Raw genomic sequence first — 23,899 nt, 5'->3', positions numbered from 1 at the left:
TGTAAATAACGTGAATTCGTCGAACTCACGCTAAATTAAAACATTCAATACCTTTCAAATATGAGGAGATAACATATAATATTTATAAGTAGGAGGACCGTTATAAAAAATAATTAATCAGGATTTTTACAATTAGGACATCCTTTACCCTTTAATAAAGAGTAAGGGTATGGATTCCAAATATAACCACATTTTTCACATTGGCATTCAATGCGTTCATTAGACTTTGAAAAAGGTTTCAAAATTTTGATATTTGGAAATATACGATGTAATTCATCTTCATAATCTTTCGGATGTTTTTTCCCCTTATGACTGCAATATATACATCCAACTCCTCTTGAGCGAACTTCAACCTTTTGTTTATAGGGGGGATGGTTAGGATTAGGACATTTCCACAAGGCTTCATAATCAGATTTAGGAGTTACCTCATAAGGTGTTTTATCATTTTCCGCACACCATTCCGCAGCTAAAGCAGGATTTAGCATCGCTAAACTTCTATCTGGAGATATTTGTTTACCATTGCATATAGCACACCCAGAATGTCTATATACTCGACTTGCAATTGTTGCTTTATAACTATGCTTTTCTCCATTATTACAATGCCAATAAAATAATCTAGTAGTATCAATACCTATATTTTGTGGAGTAAATCCTGTCGAATTATTTAGTTCATAATCCCATTCTGATGCTATTTCCGGATACTTATTAGCCAAGCTATCTATTATGTGAAATGCTTGTTTAGCGCAATATTTACAACCTTTGCCTTGTAAATGCTCTGATGGTAATTGTTGAAAATCTCCATGTATCTTACAGGTTATTGTAATAGGTGTTTTTGAATTTACATATACAGACTTTGTATAATCAAATTTATTTCCATGAATTTTTTTTGCCTCCTCAATCCATTCGTTAGTAGTATAATGTTGTCTCTTTGCACATTTGGGACATCCGTATCCTTTGTTTCGAGAACTTATAAGACTTTCCCAAACATATCCACATTTACTACACTTCCAAAAAACTTTTTTACTGGACTTCGGTAATACCATGTTTGGAGTAAGAGGATAATTTAACTTATAATTCCATTCTTGTGATAATATTGGATTTACCGACAATAAATCTTGTCCACTAGGAACAGTAGACAATTCACTAAGTATTTGATTCTTTATTTTATTAATATCTACTTCAATATGAATATCAGTTGTCGTCCATTTTGATAAAAATACAAGTAAATTCTTAATTACTGTTTCTAAGTTACTGTAATTCCAGGAATACTTAAAAGTCAATATTGTACAAGTTGTATCTTTTATAATAGGGCATCCATCTTCACGTATTCGTATTAAATGTATACCATGCTTCAGCATCGTTTTATTTTTTAGCAAATCGTGTTTAAGGCGTTTCTCTGAATTGTGATAATATTCACCATCATACTCAATGCTTATTTTTATAGATGGTATAAATATATCAACTTCCATGTTGTCTATTCTGGCTCCATTTATTGTATCTGGGAAAAGGAGTTTCACATAATAATAAATTACTTGTTCTGGAAATGATGTGTGTTTACCTTTTGAACATTCGGGACACCCTCTACCATTATTTCTATTATTAACTCTTGCCAACCAGTTATGACCATTTATACATTTCCACCATACCTTTTGATTAGAATATGCTGGTATATCGTACGGTGTTAGGGCATTTTTATCATAATCCCATTCTTTTGCCAATTCTGGATTTTGTATGGCTAAAGAGTTTTCGATTATTAGTTTTTGATGAGAACAATATGGACAATTTCCGCCAGTTTGACTCGTTCTGTTATTAGCTGATGCTTGATATTTATGTCCGTTTTTACAATGCCACCAATATTTCTTATTGCTATGTGGAGGAATTGTGTCTGGATCTATTGTATTTAGTTCGTAATCCCAATCATTTTCAACCATCTCGCTAAATTTGGCTTTAAGACTATTGAATCCAGGTATAACTATTCTTCCCAAGCAAATAGGGCATTTATTTGTTGTTTTAGCTCTTGATGGTGCCGTTCGATTACAAACTCTCATTTTATAAATTTGACCACATTGGGTACATTTCCAAAATACTTCTTTATGGGAACCAGCAGAAATCGTATCGGGTGTTAAATCATCATTTTTTTCATAACACCATTCCTTGGCTATTTCTGGAAACTTAGATGCTAAAGAATTAAAATGCAAGGGTAGTTTTTTATTATGCATGGTCTTTAATATAGCTAAAACACCCAATTTTACATTTTTGTGTGTAAAATTGGGTGTCTATTCTGCAATCTGCTGATTTTCAGCATCTTTGCGGAGAGGGAGGATTATGAACCTGCTCTCCTATATCCTTGAAATTCAATTCGTTTTCAAAATGTCAATGCCTTAGGGGGTACAACTTAGGTTGCAAAAAAGACTGAATTTTGTCTGTTCTTGGCTTTTTGTTGTCTGCCTAAAACTTCGGTTCAAAGATACGACTTTATTTTGAACTGTGCAAATCGTTGAAAATAAATCTTCTATGCTTAGTGCAAGGTGCAAGCTATATATAGATATATACTTGCACCTTGCACTAAAATGTCCCTTTTATTCTATTCGATGTAAAACACTTCCTGTATTTTTGCTCATTCACTAATATATTTATAAAATGCAGTCATTCAAAATAATACAGCCATCACCGATATTACGTAGCTACATTCGGCATTATTGGATATTAGAAAGTGATATGATAAATGCTACGACCGAACGTACATTCCCATTAGGTTGCATACAAATATTCTTTCACAAGAAGAAACAATTATTCTCGCAAACTTACCATAAAATGCAACCACAAAATTTCATTTGCGGACAAGAAAATGGATATACTGATATTTGTGCAAATGGAGATATAGAAATGCTTGTTGTTGTGTTTCAACCATATGCGGCAAAGATATTTTTTCGGCAACCATTATCCCTTTTCCAAGGAGAAAATATAGCGATAGAGGATGTCGAAGATAGGGAATTAACCGAACTTACCCACAAAATAGCTGATACAGAAAACAACATTCATTGTATAAATTTGATAGAACAATTCCTATTGCATCGTTTAGTTGTATGTTCAGACTATAATATAGATAGACTTTCTACTGTAATCCAAAACATTAACCTTAACCCATACCTTGATGTTTGCAAATTGGCGAATACTGCGTGCCTAAGCACAAAACAATTCACACGGGTTTTTACGGAATATATTGGAACTTCACCCAAAAAATTTCTACGGATTATAAGAGTGCAACGGTCTTTGTTCTTGTTACAGCAAAATCCTCAATATAATTTTGCGCAAGTGGCTTATAGTTGTGGTTTTTCCGACCAATCACACATGATAAGAGATTTTAAACTGTTTACAGGATATACACCATTAGAATACCTATCAGTTTATACTCCAATATCTGATTATTTTTCTGACTTGTAAGAATGTCCGTATTCTTCTATCTATGTCCTTATGCCAATCGTAATTTTGCAATGTCTTAGCGCAGGACAAAGTAATAACTAAAAGAAAAAAGAACATGAAGAATTTAATTGCATTCTTTGAAATCCCCGTTACTGACTTCTACGAATCGGTAAATTTTTATCAAGCAATCTTTGGGGTGGAACTTATGGTAGCCGAATACAGCAATGAGAAAATGGCTTGTTTTGTACAGAACGGACAAACAGTTGGTGCAATATCCTATGCACCTGACTTCAAACCCTCAGAGCATGGTGTATTAATTCACTTTAATTGTGAAGATATTGACTGGTCAATCCAGCAAGTACTGAAATATGGTGGCAGGATAACGATTCCTAAGACAAAAATCCAAGCAGAAGGAAAGGGATATTTTGCCGTATTCGCTGATCCCGCCGGCAATCGCATAGGACTTTATACAGACTAACACGTGTTGATAGATTAAAATATGGCTGCAAGTTATTCTATTTGCAGCTATATTTTTGCTCATTACCAATAACAAACGACAAAAAGCCTTACCTTTGTAAAATGATTCAAGAGGACTTCAAATTTTACAAACCTTGCAAGGAGTTACAACCTTACGTCAGGTATTATTGGGTATTCAAAAGCAATCAACCGCTGAATACCCTTACTTTTCCTATTGGTTGTCCTCAAATCATTTTCCACAAACAAACACCGCTCTATATACCAGAGTTAAAAACCTCCCAATCGGAATTTAGCATCAGCGGTCAGGTAAATTATCCTTCCCATTTATATGCGGATGGAAATGTGGAAATGATAGTGGTTGTGTTTCAGCCATACGTTCTAAAAGCCTTCTTGAATATACCCATATCTTTATTACATAATCAAGAGATTTCCGGTTATGACATTGAAAACGCAAAATTAAAACAACTGGCTGCGCAAATCTTTAATTATGAAGATACCAACTCATGTATTACAATAATAGAGCAATGGCTGTTATCTCGAATAATAGACGCATTGACTTCAAAAACTACATGCAATCTCAAAAGAATAGCTTCCGCAATCCAACAACTATTCACCATGCCTGCCATTTCCGTCACAGAACTGGCTTCTACTGTCTGTTTGAGCAAAAAACAATTTGAACGTCTGTTCAATGAGCTGGTAGGTGCGAATCCGAAGGAATATGCAAGAATAGTTCGTTTCCAGAAATCATTGAAATTGCTACAGTATTACACAGAAGATGCAAATCTGGCTCAAATTGCATATCAATGTGGTTACGCAGACCAATCGCATTTTATCCGGGAGTTTAAACAATTTAGCGGTTATACGCCATTGTCTTTGTTAAACGTATGCAAACCTTATTCCGATTTGTTTAACAACCCTATATAATGTCCCTTTTATTCTATCCATAGTTTGATAGCCGACTTACCTTTGCTCTGATTAAACTTAAAATGAATGATAGAATGAAAGAAGTAAATCCAAAAGAAACAACCCGTGCCTATGCATTTGAATTGTGGATGAATGCCCCCATGCCCATGCTCACCTTTTTCAAGACCATAGATGTTACTCGTCTAACCCAAATCAGCAAACGGACAAGGCTAAAGTTCAATATGTTGATGTGCTGGTGTATCGGAAAAGCTGCAAGCGACATAAAAGAGTTCTATATGCTTCCTGTTGACAAGAAGTTAATGCAATACGACAATCTTGCTGTCTGTTCTATTGTAGCCAATCGAGAGGGCGAAGTTAGTTCCTGCGATATTCCTTTTTCCGATAATTTGCAGCAGTTCAATACTGATTATCTGAGACTGACGAAGCAAGTTGCTGAAAGTTGCCAAAATTATGACCTAACAGACAGCATGGTCATTGGTACATCTGCTCTTGCTCAATATGAGATAGATGGGGCAGTAGGTATGTACAGCGGTGTGTTCAATAATCCGTTTTTAATCTGGGGTAAATATAAACGAAGGTTGTGGAAGCATACATTGACGGTCTCTTTTCAGTTTCACCATACACAAATGGATGGCGCACATGCTTCCCGTTTTTTGGAAAATCTGCAAAAAGAAATCAAGAACTTGGAGGTATAATCAAGAACAAATGCTATCTTTGCAATACTAACAAAAAATAGAGTTGTTCAACCCATATGAAATGGCAAGTGTGCATATAGCTACGCTTAACGGATAGCATTTTAGTCATAGCTATTCAGCAACGGACAGGCTTATAATAGGTTTGTCCTTTCTTGTTTTGCCATTATTCCAAATTTATAATTATGCGATGTGCCATGCCGCCCTTGTGCAGCAGGATTTGTCGTATCATATCAAGTTGAACAATGAACTATACATATAAGAATATTTGGCTCATCAACTTTCCCGTAATGATGAGCATCCTTATCGAACAACTTATCAATATTACCGATGCTATTTTCTTGGGGCATGTAGGAGAAATAGAACTGGGTGCATCCGCCCTTGCCGGGATTTGGTATCTGGCTATCTATATGCTTGGTTTCGGTTTCAGTTTGGGTTTACAAGTCGTTATCGCACGGCGTAACGGTGAACGGCATTATTCCGAAACAGGGAAGACATTTTTTCAAGGATTGTTTTTCCTGTCGGGACTTGCTGTCTTTTTGTATTTGTTCTCCAGACTGTTTTCCCCGATTATTCTAAGTAGGCTGATTACTTCTGCGGAAGTCTATCATGCTGTAATTGATTATTTGGACGGACGAATTTGGGGACTGTTGTTCTCCTTTCCGTTCCTTGCCTTGCGTTCGTTCCTGGTCGGTATTACTTATACAAAAGCCTTGAACATGGCGGCTCTGACAGCCGTATTAGTGAACATTCCAAGTAATTGGTTGCTCATATTCCATTGGGACATGGGGATAGCAGGTGCAGCCATCGCATCGTCTTTTGCCGAAGCGTGTTCGTTGGCAGTGCTGACAATCCGTATTTCACGTAAAATGGATAAAAGGCTTTATGGCTTGTCTTGGAGCTTAGACAAAGGTATATTACTCCATGTTTGTCGTGTATCCGTTTGGAGCATGTTCCATTCGTTTATCAGCGTAGTCCCTTGGTTTCTGTTTTTCGTAGCAATAGAACATTTGGGTGAATTGCAACTTGCAGTGGCAAACATTCTCCGAAGCATATCCACCCTGTTCTTTGTCATTGTCAGTTCGTTTGCCGCCACAACTGGCTCGTTGGTAAGCAATCTGATTGGAGCAAACGAAAGAGGACAAGTGTTTCCGCTATGCAGCAGGGTAATCCGATTAGGCTATGCCGTCGGCTTACCGCTGATTACGCTTGCGTTGGTATTCCATCAGCCTGTTATCAGTGTCTATACAGATAATTCGAATATCGTGCAAACCGCATGGTTGCCATTTATAGTCATGTTGCTTAACTACGTCTTTGCCTTACCAGGTTATGTCTATATGAATGCTGTAACGGGAACAGGAGCAACACGGACAGCTTTCATCTTTCAGGCGACAACCATTGTCGCCTATCTGCTCTACCTGTGGGGATTGAGCTATTGGGATGTACCCCTTGCCGTTTATTGGACGGTAGAATACCTGTTCGTGATTGGACTTGGGGTGCAATCTGTTATTTATCTTAAATATAAACACTATTAAAAACTGAATGTCATGATGAAAAAGATATATCCACGCACAGGCGACACGCAGACTGTGTACCTGAATGCGGTTGTAAAAGACCCGTCTATCGAAGTGGGCGACTACACCATCTACAATGATTTCGTGTCCGACCCGTTACTTTTCGAGCGGAACAATGTGCTTTATCATTACCCTATCAACCACGAGCGGCTGATAATTGGCAAGTTTTGTTCCATTGCCTGCGGTGTGAAATTTCTGTTCAACTGTGCCAACCATACCTTGAAATCCTTATCCACCTATACTTTTCCGCTTTTTTATGAAGATTGGGATTTGCAGAAATCGGACGTGGTAACAGCTTGGGATAACAAAGGCGACATCGTGATAGGCAACGATGTATGGATAGGCTATGAAGCATTGATTATGGCTGGCGTTCACATCGGCAACGGGGCAATCATAGGCTCCCGTGCCGTTGTTACGAAAGATGTACCGCCTTATACGATAGTTGGCGGTGTTCCTGCCAGACCAATAAGAAAGCGTTTCGATGAAGAAATGATACAGAAGCTCGAAACGCTGAAATGGTGGGATTGGTCTGTTGAGAAGATACAGCAATGCTTGCATTATATTGGGAAAGGTGATATAAACGGGTTGTTGCAAATGGTTGATAGTATGTAGCATGAAAAGATTTGCGGAAGAAATACTGGCTAAGATTGACGCTGAAATCCAATTAAGGGATTGTGGTGTCGATTCTGCAATGGATAATGCCTTGTATATGGTAAGGTTCATTGCACCTATGTACGAACAACTAAGAGAAATGATTATTAACTATTCATTTCCGAGTGTAGAAGATGAAATATGTTTTTTCAAAGAATTGAAACCGGAAATTCTTAGCAAATATATCTATTTCAATAAGGTGTACCATATAGAGTTGAAATGCCCAGATGGTAGTAATGACTGCATCCGAGAATATTTGAGTGCAGAATTGGATAAGCTTACGTATTTCTTCCGCAACAATATAGAGTTTTATCAGTATATACGTTCCCAATCAACACATTTGGATAATTTTTATTTTACTCGAAAATCAATAGGAATTTCAATAATGCCAAGTTTTGAAAGTTTCCAATATGATGCAGACCCATTATTTTCAACCGGATATGACTATAAAGCTGCAAAAATACTTTGCAACAAGTATTTGAAAGTTTATTTAGAGAACAGGATGGTTAAATTAAACAATGCTGAATACAAAACTGAAAGAAGTTCTAAATTAAACTCTGTGTGTTTTACCGGAAAGAAAAATACCTTGATAGAATTGGGCTATGCGCTTGTTTCTTCCGGTGATATAAATCATGGCAACATAGAAATAAAGGAATTTATGGAATACCTTAGTTTCGTGTTCAACATTGATTTGGGCATCATTATTATGATGCATATATTGCTATGAAAGAGCGAAAAAATAGAACTTCTTATTTGAGCAAGCTGATTGAGAATCTGACAAAGAGAATGAATGAAGATGATGCAAAATAGATAAATACCTTTTAATCAGCAAAGTAAAATGCCGTGTTCATACCGACACGGTATTTTTTATTTTTACTGAAACAGTCTAAAAAAGAACTTTTTTTATTCTCAACACATAATAAAACTATCTGAAAAATATCCGAAAACCACCGAAAAATATTTTTACCATGACGGCATGAGCCATGACTTTTAATCATTTTCATATCCCGAACTTTGCAGTAAAATCAATTAGTTAGCAATATGGATGTGATTACGATTGAATCAAAAGCCTATAAGGAGATAGTGGCTAAGATAGATGTGATAGCCAATTATGTGTTTTCACAGGAGGACACGAAAAACGAGGATGAAATCTGGGTGGACAGTTACGAAGTATGTACATTCCTAAAAATCAGTGACCGTACACTGCAACGCCTGCGAGCGGCAGGACTGGTTTCCTATTCCGATATAAAAGGGCATTATTTCTACAAAATCAAGGAAATAAAACGTCTGCTGGAAGAACGCCTGATAAAACGGGACAAGGAATATATAAACGATCTGATAACCAACCATCATCAATATGTTAAAGAAAGAAGAAATACTAAGCCGAACAAATAACGGCTTATCCGTTTTCAAGCATTATTTACCGGGTGAATGGCGAATAGGCAGGCATTTCCTTAATCCCTTATACGAAGATAGAAAAGCATCCTGCAACATCTACTTCGACCGCCATAGCGGTATGTACAAGATGAAAGACTTCGGCAACGACAATTACAGCGGCGACTGCTTTTTCCTCGTGGGGCAACTGAAAGGGCTGGACTGTAACCGAGCCTTGGATTTCATCGAGATACTGGAAACCATCGACCGGGACTTGGGGCTGGGCTTATCCTCCGGGACACCTATTCCTATATCCCATACTACCGACAAACGTATTGCGGCAAACACATCTGTTGAACCGCCCGAAAAGCCTGTCAAGCCTTACTTGTTCAGGGAACAGAAATTTTCCACCGCAGAAATGGAATACTGGCGGCAGTACGGCATCACTCCTGAAGTACTGGAACGTTACAAGGTTTGCTCACTCCGGGAATACAGCAGCGAAACGGCAGAGGGAAAGCCATACACCTACATTTCATCGGCGGCAGAACCGATGTATGGCTACAAGGGCAAACAGTATGTCAAGCTGTACCGTCCCTTTTCCACACCCCGTTTCCTATATGGCGGCAGCTCTGGGGAAAACTACTGCTTCGGGTTGGAGCAACTGCCCGCCAAAGGTGACACATTGTTTATTACGGGTGGCGAGAAGGACGTGCTCTCACTGGCAGCACATGGTTTTCATGCCATCTGCTTCAACAGTGAAACGGTAATGATACCGTCCACACTGGTTTATCGGCTGACGTTCCGCTTCAAGCATATTGTCCTGCTTTTTGACATGGACAAGACAGGCAAGGAGAGTTCAAGCAAACAGGAAAGACTGCTGGGGGAATTTGGCGTGAAGCGCCTGTTGCTCCCGCTTCCGGGCACGAAAGAGGAAAAGGACATATCAGATTATTTCAAGGCAGGAAACACACGTGAAGATTTCCTGAAACTGTTTATCAGATTTTTAGACGACCTATATAGCGACACACTGATTATGCTTAAATCATGCGAGATAGACTTCAACAATCCACCCGTCAAAGCACAAGTCATCATATCGGCGGGCGATGTTCCACTGGGAACACAAGGCAACCTTTTCGGTATCACCGGGGGCGAGGGAACGGGCAAGAGCAACTATGTAGCCGCAATCGTGGCAGGCTGTATCTGCCCTCCCGATACGGGAATAGACACGTTGGGCATACAGATAACAGCCAATGTCAGGCACAAGGCGGTTTTGCTTTATGATACCGAACAGTCGGAAGTACAGCTTTTCAAGAACGTAAGCAACCTGCTGGCACGTGCGGGGCAAAAGGAAAAGCCGGAAGAACTGAAAGCGTTCTGCCTTACGGGAATGTCCCGAAAGGAGCGGTTGAACGCCATAATACAAAGCATGGATAAGTTCTACTACCAGTATGGCGGTATCCAGTTGGTTGTCATTGACGGCATCGCCGACCTCGTAAAGAGTGCCAACGATGAAGCGGAAAGCGTAGCGGTAATAGATGAACTATATCGGTTGGCGGGTATCTACAACACCTGCATACTTTGCGTGCTTCATTTTGTCCCGAACGGATTAAAGCTGCGTGGACATCTGGGAAGCGAACTGCAAAGGAAGGCAGCTACCATCCTGTCAATCGAGAAAGACGATGAACCCACGCAATCGGTAGTGAAAGCCCTGAAAGTAAGGGACGGAAGCCCGCTGGACGTGCCGCTGATGCTTTTCGCATGGGACAAGAAAGCCGGGATGCATACGTACCGGGGCGAAAAGCCACGTGAAGAAAAAGAGAAGCGCAAGGAAAGGGAACTGGTGGGTGTAGCCCGTGACATTTTCGGACGGCAGACACACATCACCTACATAGACCTTTGCGAACAGTTGCAACAGGTACTGGACATCAAGGAACGGACAGCCAAGAACTATATCCGTTTCATGCGGGAGAAAGAAATCATCCTGAAAGACCCGGCAAACCAGAGTTATTTTATGATAGGTCTCATTTAATTTCAATTGGGGGTAGCTTATGTATATAGACAATGACAACTTCGTGGCATGGATGGAGCGTATCATGGACAAGCTCGACATGCAGGATAAAAAGATAGACCGTCTGATGAACAGCCACAACTGCCTGAACGGTGAAAAGCTGCTCGACAATCAGGACTTGTGCTTTATGCTCAAAGTGAGCGTCAAGACCTTGCAGCGTTACCGGAAGAAAGGCATATTGCCCTATCTTCTGCTGGACGGAAAATATTACTATCGGGCAAGCGACATACACAGGCTTATTCGTGAGCGCACAGATTAGACAGTATTTTTTGTCATCATTCAATTAGTCGTGTCCTGCCTTGTTGTGATAACACGGCGGGATTTTTTATTATATGCCATGATTTCTCAATGATTTTCACTACATTTGCAAAAGTAGTACAAGAGAATAACGGCGATTAAACAGCTTTGACTGTGATTTCGTCTTTATATATAATATTGAAAATTAGCGTTCCGCCGAACGTCCCGATGCGAAAACTGGCACTTTTCAAAATGTGGGGATATTCAGCGCAGGATATGCTATGCTTTGTCATAGCGTGGTCTTGCCTGTTTCCACATTTGGGTATGCCAGTACCTCGCATTGAAGCAGTGTAAGAACCACGCTTCTTTTTTGGGGTACTGGCGGACAGTTGAATACGAATATTAAACTGTTAAATACCTGATAGTATGAAACAAATAAAAGCGCACATCGCCGTATCTCTTGACGGACATACAGCCACCTTAGACAAGGAACTGGACTGGTTACCCCGTGAAATAAAAAATATCGTTGGCAAGCAATACTTGGAAGCGGATTGCCTGCTCATGGGAGCGAACACCTACAACTACATCTTTGAACACTGGGGCGGGTGGCCACACAAAAGCAAGCGGTCTTTTGTAGTGTCACACTACGACACCAACGTGACGCCGGACTGCGGGGTGGAGTTCCTGACCGAAGAACCGCTGCAAAAGGTTTATGAACTGAAACAAACGCATGACATACTGGTGGTGGGTGGCGGAAAACTGATTACCTCGCTGATAAAAGCCGAACTGCTGGATAGTCTGACAATCTATACCGTTCCCATCATGTTAGGCAAAGGCATCGGCTTTGTCGGGGAAACATTTGGCTCTAAATGGAAACTGTCAGGAAGCAAGATTATTTATGGAAATATTATCTCTGCTGAATATGAATTACTTTATTGAGAATATAGTATTTTTGTGAATAAATTTATTGTTATTATGAGTGAAAGTAATGTCGTATTAGATTCTTTATCTTATACATCTTATTATGTAGAATGTTGTTTTAATGACGTATTTCTTGCATCAGGAACGTGCTTTTTTGTAAAAAGGAACGATGTGGATTATTTAATTACTAATTGGCATATCGTATCAGGACAAAATAATGAAACAAAAGAATATTTGGATAAAAAACATGGGGCAATACCTAATAATTTAAAAGTTCATATTTTCAAAAATCAATCTACTGTAGAAAGAATAGTTCACACTATTCCACTTTACGATGAAAATGATACGCCATTATGGTTAGAACATCCTTCATTTAAAGAAAAAGTTGATGTTGTTGCTATAAAAGTAACAATTCCTAATGATATGCTTATTAAATATGTGGAAGAAGCTATTGAACCGTATAATGAACAAACAAAAGCAAACATTAAAGATGATGTTTATGTTTTAGGATTTCCATTTGGTATTTCGGAAGGAGAAGGATTTCCTATTTGGAAAAGAGCTAGTATTGCATCAGAACCAATTATAGATATACAAGATAGACCTCTAATGTATATTGATACTGCTTCAAGATCAGGTATGTCAGGTTCTCCTGTAATATATAAGGAAAGAAGAGGTGTCGCAATTTGTGATACACATCCGACAAAAGCTACAAAAATTAGTCACTTTTTCATGGAATTTATTGGAGTATACTCTGGGCGCATAGGTGCAGATGATGAATTTAAAGCTCAGCTAGGTAGAGTTTGGAAGAAAAGAGTTATTGATGAAATTATAAATAGATAACAAAAAAATACGCCCAGTTTGTTTTCCGGGCGTAAACGTTGGATTGCCATCGGAAAAATGAGTTACTTCTTCGGCTTTCCTTTCTTTTCAGGAAATGAAAAAGCGACATTGAACTGTTCGTCCAGTACCAGCGAAGCATCGAAAGCCTTGCCGTTCTTTCCCTTGAAGCCCTTGATTAACCCGGTCTTCCGCTTCGTCACCAGTTCGACAACCTGCTTGTCGGTCAGTTGCTTGTCGCACTTGTTACGGAATATGGTAAGCGTACAGTCCACGTTAGAACATTTCGCCACTTTCGGATAGAATAGGATGCGTCCGCTGCCACATTTCGGACAGGGACAGGTTTCACCTCCGGCGATGAACAGTTGTACGGAAAGCAGTTCCGCCGTGATTTGGGCGGCATAGACCTCGATGCCTTTCCTGAATGTATCGGCATCCATGCAGCCCGCTTCTATCTTGGCAAGGGCGGTTTCCCACATACCCGTCATTTCGACATCGGCAATCTTCTTGTTCTTGACAATCCTGTAAACGGCAAGTCCCTTTTCTGTGGGTATAATATTCCTTTTCTCACGCACGATGTACTGGCGTGCGAACAATGTTTCTATAATCGCCGCACGGGTGGCTGGCGTACCTATCCCGGCATCTTTCAGGCTGGCTTTCAACTCGGCATCCTCCAGTTCCCTGCCCGCATTTTCCATTGCGGCAAGCAGGCTGCTTTCCGTATGCAGCGGCTTCGGCTTGGTCTGCTTTTCGAGCAGATCCACGCCGGAGAGCGACAAGGTTTCTCCCTCCTGAAGCTGTGGCAGTCCGGCAGCTTCTCCGTCCTCGCCTGCTTCCTGTTCGTTGAACACAGCCCGCCATCCGGCTTCTTTCATTATCGCCCCTTTTACGGTGAAATCGGTATTTCCGGCAGACAATACAGCGGTGGTAACGTCTTTCACGCATTTGTCCGAAAAGGCTTCCAGCATACGCCCGGCTACCAGTTCATAGACCGCCCTTTCATCTTCGGAAAGTTCATCCGGCAGGTTCTCGGTAATGATTAAGGCATGGTGGTCGGTTACCTTGCCGTCATTCACGCTGCGGCGGTTCAGTGTGTTGCTGTTCAAACTGGCAGCATATCCGGCAAAGCGGGGGTATTGTCCCAACAGTGCGATGCGCTCCGGCATTTCCTCGAAAACATCCTCCGAAATATAACGGCTTCCGGTTCTCGGATAGGACATCACTTTCTTTTCATACAAGCTTTGTGCTATCGAAAGCGTCTTGTCCGCTGAAAAATCCAGCTTCGTGTTCGCTTCCTTTTGCAGCGTGGTAAGGTCGTACAAAAGGGGCGGTTCTTGGCTGGTTTCTTTCCTTTCAACAGACTTCACCACAAGCTGCCCGGCATCCTTTACCCGTTGCAGGGCGGCTATGGCATCGGACTGCTGTTCCCACTTGTCTGTCGATTGGGCGGTGAAACCTATTCCCCCGCAGGCGGTCGCCGCTTTGAGCTGCCAGAACTTGGTCGGGACAAAATTCCTGTTCTCCAAAAAACGGCTGCATATCATCACGAGCGTGGGTGTCTGTACCCTGCCCAACGAGAACACGCCCTGTCCGGCGGCTATGCTCAACGCTTGTGTGGCGTTTATCCCTATCAGCCAGTCGGCTTCACTGCGGAACTTGGCGGAGAGATAGAGATTATCGTAACGTCCGCCCGGCTGCAAATTGTCCATCCCCTCACGGATAGCCTTGTCGGTAAGGCTGCTTATCCACAGCCGGACAAAAGGCTTGCGGCAGTTCAGGTAATGGAATATATACCTGAAAATCAATTCCCCCTCACGCCCGGCATCGGTGGCGACAATAATCCTGTCGCACTGGTCGAACACCTCCTTAATCACTTTCAACTGTTTCAACACGGCGGGGTTTGCCTTGTAGCCTTTCTCGGCTTTCACCTGACGGGGGATTAGCCGGAAATCGGACGGAAGTATGGGCAGGCTCTCCCTGCGAAAATTTGCCACGCCGTAGGCTTCGGGCATGGCAAGCTGTATCAAGTGCCCGAACGCCCATGTCACCATGTACCCGTTGCCGGACAGATACCCGTCATTCCTTTGTGTCGCCCCGATAATCCGGGCGATGTCTTTTGCCACGCTGGGCTTTTCCGCTATCAATGCAATCATAATTCTTCACTTTTTAATGGTAGTTACTACATTTTCATCCCTCTGGACTTCTTGGGCTTGTCCGCTTTCAGGCTCTTGTCCTGTGCTTTTTCCTGTTTCTCTTTCTGCTTGGCGGTGGGTTTCTGTTGTCCCTGTTTCAGCGGCTCTTTGGTCTGTTTGGTTGCTTCATCGGTCTTTCCTCCAGAATTGACCGCTACCTGCGTCCGGCTCTCGGAAACGGGAATAACATCTTTCGGCTGCACCTTGCCGGAGGATTTACCCGGTACTCCAGGTTGCACATGACCGTTGAACTCCACACCCTTGCCGTCCTTTAATCCTGTGACCTGCTGCTGTGCGGGCTGCTGCCCCTGCTGCAAGAACTGGACGGCAGACCTCGGCAGGAACTCCAAGCCACGCTCCACTGCGCTGACTTGAAGATAGGCACTGCGTTTCGTCCCGTCCTTGAATTGCAGGTTTTCCATCTTGACGGGTTTCCCGGCTTCAAAAGCGGCTTTCTGTTCCGGGCTTACTTTCACACCACAAACAGTATCGGGACATTTCCACTTGTCAGCCCGCATGTACTCCAGTTCATGGGTGTACCTGTCCCGGCTGACGAACACAGGGATTTGCTCCCCGTTTTTCGGGTCTTTGATTGGGATAATACCGCCCAGATTGCCAGTTCCCAGCAGGTTGCCTTGTTCCTGCTTGGAAAATTCGTGCCCGTTATACGGGCGTTGAAGCAGCTTTTCATCCATTTGCACGCCGTGCAGCTTAGGCACTACCGTCCCGTCCTTTGCCTGATAGAAAGAGAGCTTGACATCGGTAGGTTTAAGGTAGAAGCCGCCTACCGTCCCCGAAACGGTATAGGTGTTGCGGGATTTGTAGCCACGCATCACCCTATCAAAATCCTTTGTGTTTTTCAACGTGTCGGCGGTAATACCGACTTTCTTCAAGTCCTCCCAGTTGATTTTAGCCGGGTCGAAACGGTAGTCCTGCCTGCCCCCGTTATTGTCGGGATTCGGAACTCGCAACATTTCCGCCCGTCTGTCACCCTCCGGCGTGGGGTTGCGGTGGTTGTTCTCGATAGCTTTTGCGTCATGTTCCGCTTCCGTAGCCTTGCTGCGGAACAAAGCCAGTCCCTCCGTGTCCTGATACCTGCGGAAGAAATTGGAAATGAAGTTACTGAACACATCGCTGTTCCTGTCCACCTGCATAAACTCACCGCTATGGGATTGGGTCGGTTCTACGGTCTGCAAATTACCCTCGTTGTCGATACCTTTAACGGCACTCACTTTCCCCTGCTGTTTATCCAAAACCAGCAGCACGTCTTTTTCCTGCCCCTCTACGGGCGGATTCATTCTGTTTGCCATAAATAATTGGAATTTTAGTAGTTACGGGATTATTCCCGTCCAAAGGTAACGACTAAATATGCTATATTTTGACAGGCGGCAATGAGTGTCCCGATTTGTCCTATGATGTCTGAATTTGTCTGAATATGCAAACTGTTTTTAATAATTGAGAATGTGAAAAGAAATATAAATTATCCATTTAGATTCCTATGAATCATATTGATATTACACTAAATTCAATGAAAGCTATTTATAATGACTATTGAATTTAGTGCATTCTATTAACTTGTTGACATCAAGCTTTGCCTTTTGAAGTATGTGTTAAAAGTGTAATGTCCTATTTGATAATTGAAATCAAATTGTTTCCTTTGTATATAATCTAAATTGTAAATGATGGTTAAATGTTTTTGGAATAATTTTATTGCAGCACTTGCAGCATTATCATCTGTAGCAACATTGGTGGCATTTATTTATAAGTGGGAAAATAATTTAACTACTTGTGAAACTATAATAGGTGGTATTATTATTCTGCTTTTATGTGGAGGATATGGACTATACCAAATCAAAAGAAAGAAAAAAATTGAATTACAATTAGGTCCCCAGTTTATAGTCACAATAAAAGAAGGTGACCTTTTAACATGTGAAGGAGTTATTGTTATTCCTGTGAATGAATATTTTGATACTATTGTTGATGATGTTATAATTGCCAAGAATACGGTGCATGGGAAATTTATAAATCAATTTTTTAGTGATAGAATAAATGAATTGGATCAAAAAATCGAAGACTCTTTAAACGGTGTAAATTTTTCAATAAATAATAATAGAAAGAATGGAGGAAAAACAAAAAAATATCCATTAGGTACATGTGCTAAAATTCGAGACGGGAAAAATTGTTATATACTATTAGCAATGACCCATTTTGATGAAGAAGATCATGCTTATATAGATACACATGAATTTAAGGACGTTATTTATGAGTTAAGTAATTATATTAATAAACATGCAAACAGTCGACCTGTTTATATGCCATTGATGGGGACTGGACAAAGTGGAATAAAAAAACCAGCTCAGAGAGTATTGTTATTCATTTTGACTTGTTTGGAATTCATGAACTCAAATGCTCTTCCTAAAGGATTGAATATTATTATCTATTCAGGAACAATGAAAAAAATAAATCTTAATCTGATAGAAGATTATTATAATAACAAACTTTTAAATTAAAAGATTATGTCTTACAGAAATGGTACTTATGTTGCATTTGATGGCCAAGGAGAAGTTTGTCCTGCTAATAGTGATTATAAATATTTTAATACATTAAAAATGTGGCAAAATTCTAATCGAATAGATTTTAATTTTGTTAATAGTCATGAAAAAACATATGGAGTTAGAGATTCTAGTAGTGAGACTACTTTAAAAAGTAGATTAAGAGAAAGAATGCGTAACTCAAAAAATATATTGGTTATAGTTTCAGATGATACCAATTATGATAGAGGTTTATTAAATTGGGAAATAGAAACTGCTGTTAAAGATTATAATTTACCTATTATTGTTGCATATACTGGAGAAACATCATTTAGCTATCTAACAGAAAGACTTATTCAAAAATTACCTAAGAAATTAAGAGAATATGTAATATTTAATACTGCTAAAATTGTCCATATACCTTTTATTAAGGATAAAATAAAAGGTGCAATATCTTATTATAGTGTTATTGGTAATAAACCTTTAAATTCAAGAACTGTTTATTAATTGTTATTTCTTTGAGAAATGATTAGTTAAATAAATATGCTAATTATTTTTTGAGTAATAAATACTGAAGTTTCGGGTCATTCTTGATACGAGTTATCTCGTCCTCGACAATTTGCCGGACTTCTTGACGGATGCGCTCGTAGTTGGCTTGTATTTCCTCCTGCATACGGTCGTTGCCGTCCTTGTCGGTGAAGTCGATAATCTGCGGCAGCTTCTCGTAACAGGCAGTTTCCCGTTTCACTTTCTCGTTGTCCACCACGATTTCACAGTGGAAAATCTTCTGTTCTATCCGTTCATCGAAGTTGTCTGCCACCGCCCCCACGAACATGCCTTGCGTGAGGTTGGATATTTTGCTGGCAGGTATAAGGCTGTCCATCTGGGTGCTTATCGAGGTGGACTTCTCCCGCTGGTTGATTGTCATGCTCTGCCGTTTCTGCAACACCTTCCCGAAACGCTCCGACAGGATTTTTGCCGTTTCACCGACCACCTGACCGCTGAACACGTTGCCTACCGTATTTTGTATCACACGGCTTTCCTTGTCCCCATAGTCACGGGTAAGCTGGCTGTAATCCTGAAAGCCCAGCAGAACCGCCACCTTGTTGCTTCGGGCGGTCGCAATCAGGTTGTCAAGACCACGGAAGTAGATAGTGGGCAACTCGTCTATAATCACCGAACTTTTAAGCTGACCTTTCTTGTTTATCAGCTTCACTATTCTACTATTATACAATCCCAGTGCCGCCGAATAGATGTTCTGGCGGTCGGGATTGTTGCCGACAACCAGTATTTTAGGCTCTTTCGGGTTGTTTATATCCAGCGAGAAATCATCGCCCGTCATTACCCAGTAAAGTGCCGGGCTTATCATACGTGAAAGCGGTATTTTGGCACTCGCTATCTGCCCCTGCAACTGCTCTTGGGCATCTGATTCCCAAGCGTCCACGAACGGGGAAAGATAATTTTCCAGTTCGGGATAGCTGCGCAAAATCGTGAACACATCGGCGTATTTCTTGTTCAACAGTTCAATGGCATGGGGAAACGTGCAATACCTGCCGCCCTGATAGATGCGCAAATACCAAATGATAGCCGCCAAAAGGATAATCGGGCTTTCCACGAAGAAGTCGCCCTGCTTGGTTATCCAACTGCGATTGAGGTTGAGCATTATCGTGTAGCTGGCTTCGTAAGCGTCCGCTATGTCCGACATGAAACTGGCGTTTATCGGGTTGCATCGGTGGCTCCTGCGTGGGTCGTCAAAATTGATAATGTAAAACTTGGGCTTGACCTTATAGCCGTCCAAATGCGTGAGTAAATGATTATATGCTATTTCCGACAGGTCGGGAAACTTATAATCATAACAGTAGAGTGCAAAACCCTTCTCGATTTGCTGTTTTATGTAATTGTTTACCACTGCGTATGACTTTCCGCTTCCCGGCGTACCCAGCACAAGGCTGGCACGGAACGGGTTCACCACATTTATCCACCCGTTGTTCCATTTCTTCTTATAATAGAAACGTGTGGGCAGGTTTATCGAATACTCGTTCTCGATAAGCCGGGTTTCCTGCTGGAAACTCTCGTTCTCGGTGTTAAAGACATCATCCATAAGGTTGTTCTTCAACAGGCGGGACATCCATGTACCCGCCATGAGCAGGCATATATAGCCCGCAGACAGCGTGGCGATGTAAAATGCCGTGTCCGCCGTATGCGGCAAGGGTAGTTCCAGCAGCCACCAGTTCAGGAAAAACAGGACGAAGCCCACCGCAAGGCAGCAATGTATCTTCGTCCAAGTTATCTTCTCGTTCTTCACCCCCTTTGTCCCGATGCACGACAGGGCGAGAAACACCACCGCAAAAAGTTTCGTCCACAGCATGGACGAGAACAGCCCGGTGGTACGCTGGAAGTTCCACAAAATCTTGTCAATCACCTCAAAGGTTACTCCCCATCCTTTCAGGCTGGAGTAACAGAACCAGTACACGTTTATTCCCACGAATAAAATACTGATTGCCCGCATAAAGTCCATGACCCTTGCAAGCCCCCTCAAATCATCTTCCTGTTGCATAGTCGTATGTTTTTAAGTTATTCGATGCGTCTTGTGCGCTTCTTTTTCTTCTTTCTCTTTTGCCCGGCGGTGTCCTGCGGCGGTTCTTCTCCTATGGAAGATCCGCCGAACAACCCGCCCAGTCCGCTGACCGGAAGCCGTGCCGCCATATGCGGATGCTGCGTGAAGTCCTGCCCTTGTCCCCGCTGCGGAGCAACGTTTTCGGTCTGTCCCGTTTGGACATCCGAATACAGGTCATTGAACACGTTCGCCGAAAACTCCTTGCCCAAACGTGAACCGTTCAATACCACCCGGCTGTCGTGGTCGATGAACGTAACGCCATAGATGCGCCCGCTGTCGTTCTGCCGGAACACCACTTCAATGCCCTGCCGTTTCAGTTCCTGTTCAAACTTTTGTCGGTTACGGGCGGTCTGCATGGCTGCGGCGACAATCTTCCAGGTACGCTCTTTCAGCTTCCCGTCCTTAATCGTTTTGCCAGACTTTTCCATCCTGCACAGCACCGCTTCGTAGCCTACCGACTTGCCGATGCGGGATGCCTTTACCGGGTTACCCACCTTTTCGCCCTTATCGTCCGTGGCGGAATAGACAATGCCCTGATAGGGTCTGCCGTTTATTTCCCCCTTGACTTCCTCGGCGCACACGTTGCAGGTAGCAAGCAACGCCCTGTACTCCCCGAACGACTGGAAGCGGTAGCCGTAACAAGCCGCTTTCACGGTATTGCCAATCTGGTGCTTCACGTCCCCGGCTGCGTAATCGACCTTTTTAAGTTCGGGGCGTTCGGCACGCTCCTTTCTCTCCGCCGGATGCAGGTTGTATTTCCGTTCCAGTTCACGGGTAATCTGCTTGCTTCTCCGGTGCTCGAACCTGTCATTCAGCGGCTTGCCGTTTTCGTCCACCCGTAAGCCCACGATGTGGATATGGTGGCGGTCGATGTCCTCGTGTTTATAGACCAAATAAGGCTGGTCGCCATAGCCCAACTTCCGCATATACTCCCGTGCGATGTCGGAAAGTTGGCTGTCCGAAAGCACGTCTTCCGGGTGCGGGTTTATGGAAATGTGCAATATCGGCTTCTTGGTGGACAAATGGACGGGCATCTGCATTTCAAAGCTGCGCATACACCCGCCGATGCTGGAATGCCCGTCCTCGTCCAACAGCATTTTATTGGAGAAAAGCACCTTTGCTTCCCCGTTGTCCACCTTTTCCTGATTGTATGCCAGTGCGCCGAACATGGAACTTCCCGTACTTATTTTGGCAACCATAGTTCCCTGCACTCGTTTGTCAGGTCGATAACCTGACGGTTCAACATAGCCAGTTCGGTAGTCGCTTTCTCCAGTTTATAGAGAAAAGCGAGTGCCTTTTTCTCCGAAAAGTTACTATTTAGAGCCTTTACCACTTGGTTGTAATTGACCGCTACCGCTCTGAATTGTGCATAAAATTCGGTCAGTCGGGCGCAATACTCGACCGCCGACTTGTCCACTTTTACCACCCGGAACGGCTCGCCGAAGATACGTGCGGCGATAAAACGGGACTTGCTCGAAACGCCCGACTGCTCCCACTGCGATAGGAAGCGGGCGTTCTCCCGGTCGTTCAGGTAAAGGACATGACGATGTTTCGCCGGGTCTTGGAGGGCGGGGCGACCGCCCTTGCTGTTTTTCCTTGTTTCCATACTTCCTTGAATTAAAAAATCACGACTTCGGAGTGGTTTTTACCCCCGCAAGGGGCAAGGCGTTTTCAGGCACGGAAAACGGTTTCGTGTGCCACGAAACACACCTTGCTATTTTCTGGCGAAAATCGAAAATCCGTCCGGGACGGATTGGGGGCTGCATCAGGCGGCAAGCCCTGCCGTCCACCAGCACTGTTACACGTCTTTACCCCTTGCGGCTCGTTACTCCACTGCAAAGTAACAGTGATTTATAATGCTGTAAAATAGGCAGTTGGTGGACAAAATGGGACACGAAAGGACAAATCGGGACACATCTAAAAACGGACGTTTTTTCTCCTTTTATTTGCATAAGATTTCAAGATTGAAAGCAAGATTGAAAGACACATTTCAATCAGGCAAGAACGGTTGAAAGCAGGATTTCAAGAAAACGTGATTGCTGGATTTCAAGAAAGAATGAAAGCAGGAAAGCAAGATTGAAATAAAGCAGTCTTTCCATATTTCAAGCCTGCAATATGGAAAGCCCGAATGATTGGAAGCAATAAACAAATATATCAACCAATAATGAACGGAAGCAATATGGAAAACGAGAAAACACCCCTTTATGTCGCCTTTTCCACCCAGAAGGGCGGGGTCGGCAAAACCACCTTTACCGTGCTTGCGGCGAGTTACCTCTATTACCTCAAAGGCTACGATGTGGCGGTAGTCGATTGCGACTATCCGCAACACTCCATTGCCGGGATGCGCAAGCGGGATGCCGAACAGGTCGGGGCGGACGAGGATTACAAGCGCATGGCGTATGAACAGTTCACCCGTCTGGGGAAGAAAGCCTACCCGGTGCTGTGCAGTTCGCCCGAAAAGGCGATAGCCACGGCTGACGGATATACGGCAGAAGCCGGACACGTGCCGGACATCGTGTTTTTTGACCTGCCGGGCACGGTGAACAGCGAGGGCGTGATAAACTCCCTTGCGGGCATGGACTATATCTTCACCCCGATTTCCGCCGATAAGGTGGTTCTTGAAAGCAGCCTGTCGTTTGCGGTGGCTATTCAAAAGCTGCTGGTGAGGAATGAAGCCTGCCGACTTGCCGGGCTGTACCTCTTCTGGAACATGGTGGACGGTCGGGAGAAAACCGACCTCTATGCCGCCTATGACAAAACGATAAAGGAACTGGAACTGCCGCTGATGAAAACCTTTATCCCCGACACCAAACGCTACAAAAAAGAACTGGTGACGGACAGGAAGGCGGTGTTCCGCTCCACGCTCTTTCCCGCCAGCCGCCCGCTGGTAAGGGGCAGCAACTTGGAAGAACTGATAACAGAAATGATGTATTACATTAATTTACAATGATATGGCAAAGCAAAACGGCACTCTGCCGAAAATAGACGAGGATTTCATGCGGGAACTTATCTCGCAGGGTGTCCCCACCAAGCAGGACAAGCAGCCGGAGGACATACCGAACCCCGGCGGCGAAACGGGCATCCCCCAAGAGGGACAACAGACGGAAACGGTACGGATGGAGAAACCGACACCCCGCAGGCGCAAGGGTTACACGGGCGACTACCGGGAAACCTACTTCCAGAAAGTGGAACTGGCAGACCGACAACCCTTGTACGTGAGCCGAGCCACCCACGAGAAACTGATGCGTATCGTGACGGTGATAGGCGGGCGCAAGGTGACGGTAAGCAGCTACGTGGAAAATATTCTGCTGCGGCACTTCGAACAGTACCAAGACGAGATAAACGCCTTGTACGAAAGCCACTTCCAAAAGCCTGTCTGAC

General features: G+C 42.8%; 21 protein-coding genes and 1 pseudogene. 16 read left to right on the top strand and 6 right to left on the bottom strand.

From position 1 onward, the window contains the following. Window positions 1-113 precede the first annotated feature (113 nt). Window positions 114-2,246, bottom strand: coding sequence for a zinc-ribbon domain-containing protein (locus WKT13_RS07415; protein WP_298618410.1), 2,133 nt, complete (start codon window positions 2,244-2,246; stop codon window positions 114-116). Between the two features lie 394 nt (window positions 2,247-2,640). Here WKT13_RS07415 and WKT13_RS07410 point away from each other — a divergent pair, with 394 nt between their 5' ends. The 12 genes and pseudogenes from WKT13_RS07410 (at window position 2,641) to WKT13_RS07355 (ending at window position 13,181) form a co-directional block, all read left to right on the top strand. Continuing rightward, on the top strand, window positions 2,641-3,444 hold the full coding sequence (locus WKT13_RS07410; protein WP_340323416.1) for an AraC family transcriptional regulator: 804 nt from the start codon (window positions 2,641-2,643) through the stop codon (window positions 3,442-3,444). A 94-nt stretch (window positions 3,445-3,538) separates the two neighbouring features. Further along, entirely contained in the window at window positions 3,539-3,901 is a 363-nt protein-coding gene (locus WKT13_RS07405; protein WP_340323415.1) for a VOC family protein, read from the top strand. 101 nt (window positions 3,902-4,002) lie between these two features. Continuing rightward, window positions 4,003-4,824, top strand: coding sequence for a helix-turn-helix domain-containing protein (locus WKT13_RS07400; protein WP_340323414.1), 822 nt, complete (start codon window positions 4,003-4,005; stop codon window positions 4,822-4,824). A 74-nt stretch (window positions 4,825-4,898) separates the two neighbouring features. After that, entirely contained in the window at window positions 4,899-5,519 is a 621-nt protein-coding gene (locus WKT13_RS07395) for a CatA-like O-acetyltransferase, family 2 (protein WP_340323413.1), read from the top strand. 242 nt (window positions 5,520-5,761) lie between these two features. Beyond that, window positions 5,762-7,051 (top strand): MATE family efflux transporter, encoded by a 1,290-nt coding sequence (locus tag WKT13_RS07390; protein ID WP_340323412.1) that lies wholly within the window; start codon window positions 5,762-5,764, stop codon window positions 7,049-7,051. Window positions 7,052-7,063: 12 nt separating this feature from the next. Continuing rightward, window positions 7,064-7,702 (top strand): CatB-related O-acetyltransferase, encoded by a 639-nt coding sequence (locus WKT13_RS07385; RefSeq protein WP_340323411.1) that lies wholly within the window; start codon window positions 7,064-7,066, stop codon window positions 7,700-7,702. A gap of 1 nt (window position 7,703) precedes the next feature. Beyond that, window positions 7,704-8,551, top strand: a pseudogene (locus WKT13_RS07380) (RteC domain-containing protein). A gap of 231 nt (window positions 8,552-8,782) precedes the next feature. Further along, window positions 8,783-9,136: a helix-turn-helix domain-containing protein gene (locus WKT13_RS07375; RefSeq protein ID WP_249053075.1), complete on the top strand. Its 354-nt coding sequence runs from the start codon at window positions 8,783-8,785 to the stop codon at window positions 9,134-9,136. Further along, the gene (locus tag WKT13_RS07370) at window positions 9,099-11,144 is read left to right on the top strand and encodes a bifunctional DNA primase/helicase (protein WP_340323410.1); all 2,046 of its coding nucleotides are present in this window, start codon (window positions 9,099-9,101) and stop codon (window positions 11,142-11,144) included. The genes WKT13_RS07375 and WKT13_RS07370 overlap by 38 nt, the downstream gene beginning before the upstream one ends. Window positions 11,145-11,163: 19 nt before the next feature. Then, window positions 11,164-11,442, top strand: coding sequence for a helix-turn-helix domain-containing protein (locus tag WKT13_RS07365; protein ID WP_340323409.1), 279 nt, complete (start codon window positions 11,164-11,166; stop codon window positions 11,440-11,442). A gap of 404 nt (window positions 11,443-11,846) precedes the next feature. Next, window positions 11,847-12,359 (top strand): dihydrofolate reductase family protein, encoded by a 513-nt coding sequence (locus WKT13_RS07360; protein ID WP_340323408.1) that lies wholly within the window; start codon window positions 11,847-11,849, stop codon window positions 12,357-12,359. Window positions 12,360-12,395: 36 nt separating this feature from the next. Then, window positions 12,396-13,181 (top strand): S1 family peptidase, encoded by a 786-nt coding sequence (locus tag WKT13_RS07355; RefSeq protein ID WP_340323407.1) that lies wholly within the window; start codon window positions 12,396-12,398, stop codon window positions 13,179-13,181. Window positions 13,182-13,243: 62 nt separating this feature from the next. Here WKT13_RS07355 and WKT13_RS07350 read toward each other — a convergent pair whose 3' ends face one another. Further along, window positions 13,244-15,331, bottom strand: a complete 2,088-nt coding sequence (locus tag WKT13_RS07350) for a type IA DNA topoisomerase (RefSeq protein ID WP_340323406.1) — start codon at window positions 15,329-15,331, stop codon at window positions 13,244-13,246. A gap of 26 nt (window positions 15,332-15,357) precedes the next feature. Further along, window positions 15,358-16,680, bottom strand: a complete 1,323-nt coding sequence (locus WKT13_RS07345) for a DUF3945 domain-containing protein (protein ID WP_340323405.1) — start codon at window positions 16,678-16,680, stop codon at window positions 15,358-15,360. 369 nt (window positions 16,681-17,049) lie between these two features. On the opposite strand from WKT13_RS07345, the gene WKT13_RS07340 reads away from it, so the two are divergent. Continuing rightward, the gene (locus tag WKT13_RS07340; RefSeq protein ID WP_340323404.1) at window positions 17,050-17,880 is read left to right on the top strand and encodes a macro domain-containing protein; all 831 of its coding nucleotides are present in this window, start codon (window positions 17,050-17,052) and stop codon (window positions 17,878-17,880) included. Between the two features lie 6 nt (window positions 17,881-17,886). Beyond that, entirely contained in the window at window positions 17,887-18,408 is a 522-nt protein-coding gene (locus WKT13_RS07335; RefSeq protein WP_340323403.1) for a TIR domain-containing protein, read from the top strand. A gap of 43 nt (window positions 18,409-18,451) precedes the next feature. On the opposite strand, the gene mobC is transcribed toward WKT13_RS07335, so the two are convergent. The 3 genes from mobC to mobA are packed head-to-tail and all read right to left on the bottom strand — an operon-like array spanning window position 18,452 to window position 22,124. Next, the gene (gene mobC / locus WKT13_RS07330) at window positions 18,452-20,458 is read right to left on the bottom strand and encodes a conjugal transfer protein MobC (RefSeq protein WP_340323402.1); all 2,007 of its coding nucleotides are present in this window, start codon (window positions 20,456-20,458) and stop codon (window positions 18,452-18,454) included. A gap of 17 nt (window positions 20,459-20,475) precedes the next feature. After that, window positions 20,476-21,717 (bottom strand): conjugal transfer protein MobB, encoded by a 1,242-nt coding sequence (mobB, locus tag WKT13_RS07325; protein ID WP_340323401.1) that lies wholly within the window; start codon window positions 21,715-21,717, stop codon window positions 20,476-20,478. Next, a complete protein-coding gene (mobA, locus tag WKT13_RS07320) occupies window positions 21,702-22,124 on the bottom strand; it encodes a conjugal transfer protein MobA (RefSeq protein WP_068856495.1) in 423 nt (140 codons plus the stop codon). Before mobA ends, mobB begins: the two co-directional genes overlap by 16 nt. A 558-nt stretch (window positions 22,125-22,682) precedes the next feature. Between mobA and WKT13_RS07315 the strand changes: the two genes are divergently transcribed. Both WKT13_RS07315 and WKT13_RS07310 read left to right on the top strand, forming a co-directional pair. Beyond that, a complete protein-coding gene (locus WKT13_RS07315; protein WP_340323400.1) occupies window positions 22,683-23,468 on the top strand; it encodes a ParA family protein in 786 nt (261 codons plus the stop codon). Window position 23,469: 1 nt separating this feature from the next. Then, complete coding sequence (locus WKT13_RS07310) at window positions 23,470-23,898, top strand: DUF3408 domain-containing protein (RefSeq protein WP_340323399.1); 429 nt, start codon at window positions 23,470-23,472, stop codon at window positions 23,896-23,898. The last annotated feature ends 1 nt before the right edge of the window (window position 23,899 follow it).

The organism is Prevotella sp. HCN-7019 (assembly GCF_037890215.1).
Classification (GTDB): Bacteria; Bacteroidota; Bacteroidia; order Bacteroidales; family Bacteroidaceae; genus Prevotella.
This window is presented reverse-complemented; position numbering and strand designations above follow the sequence as displayed.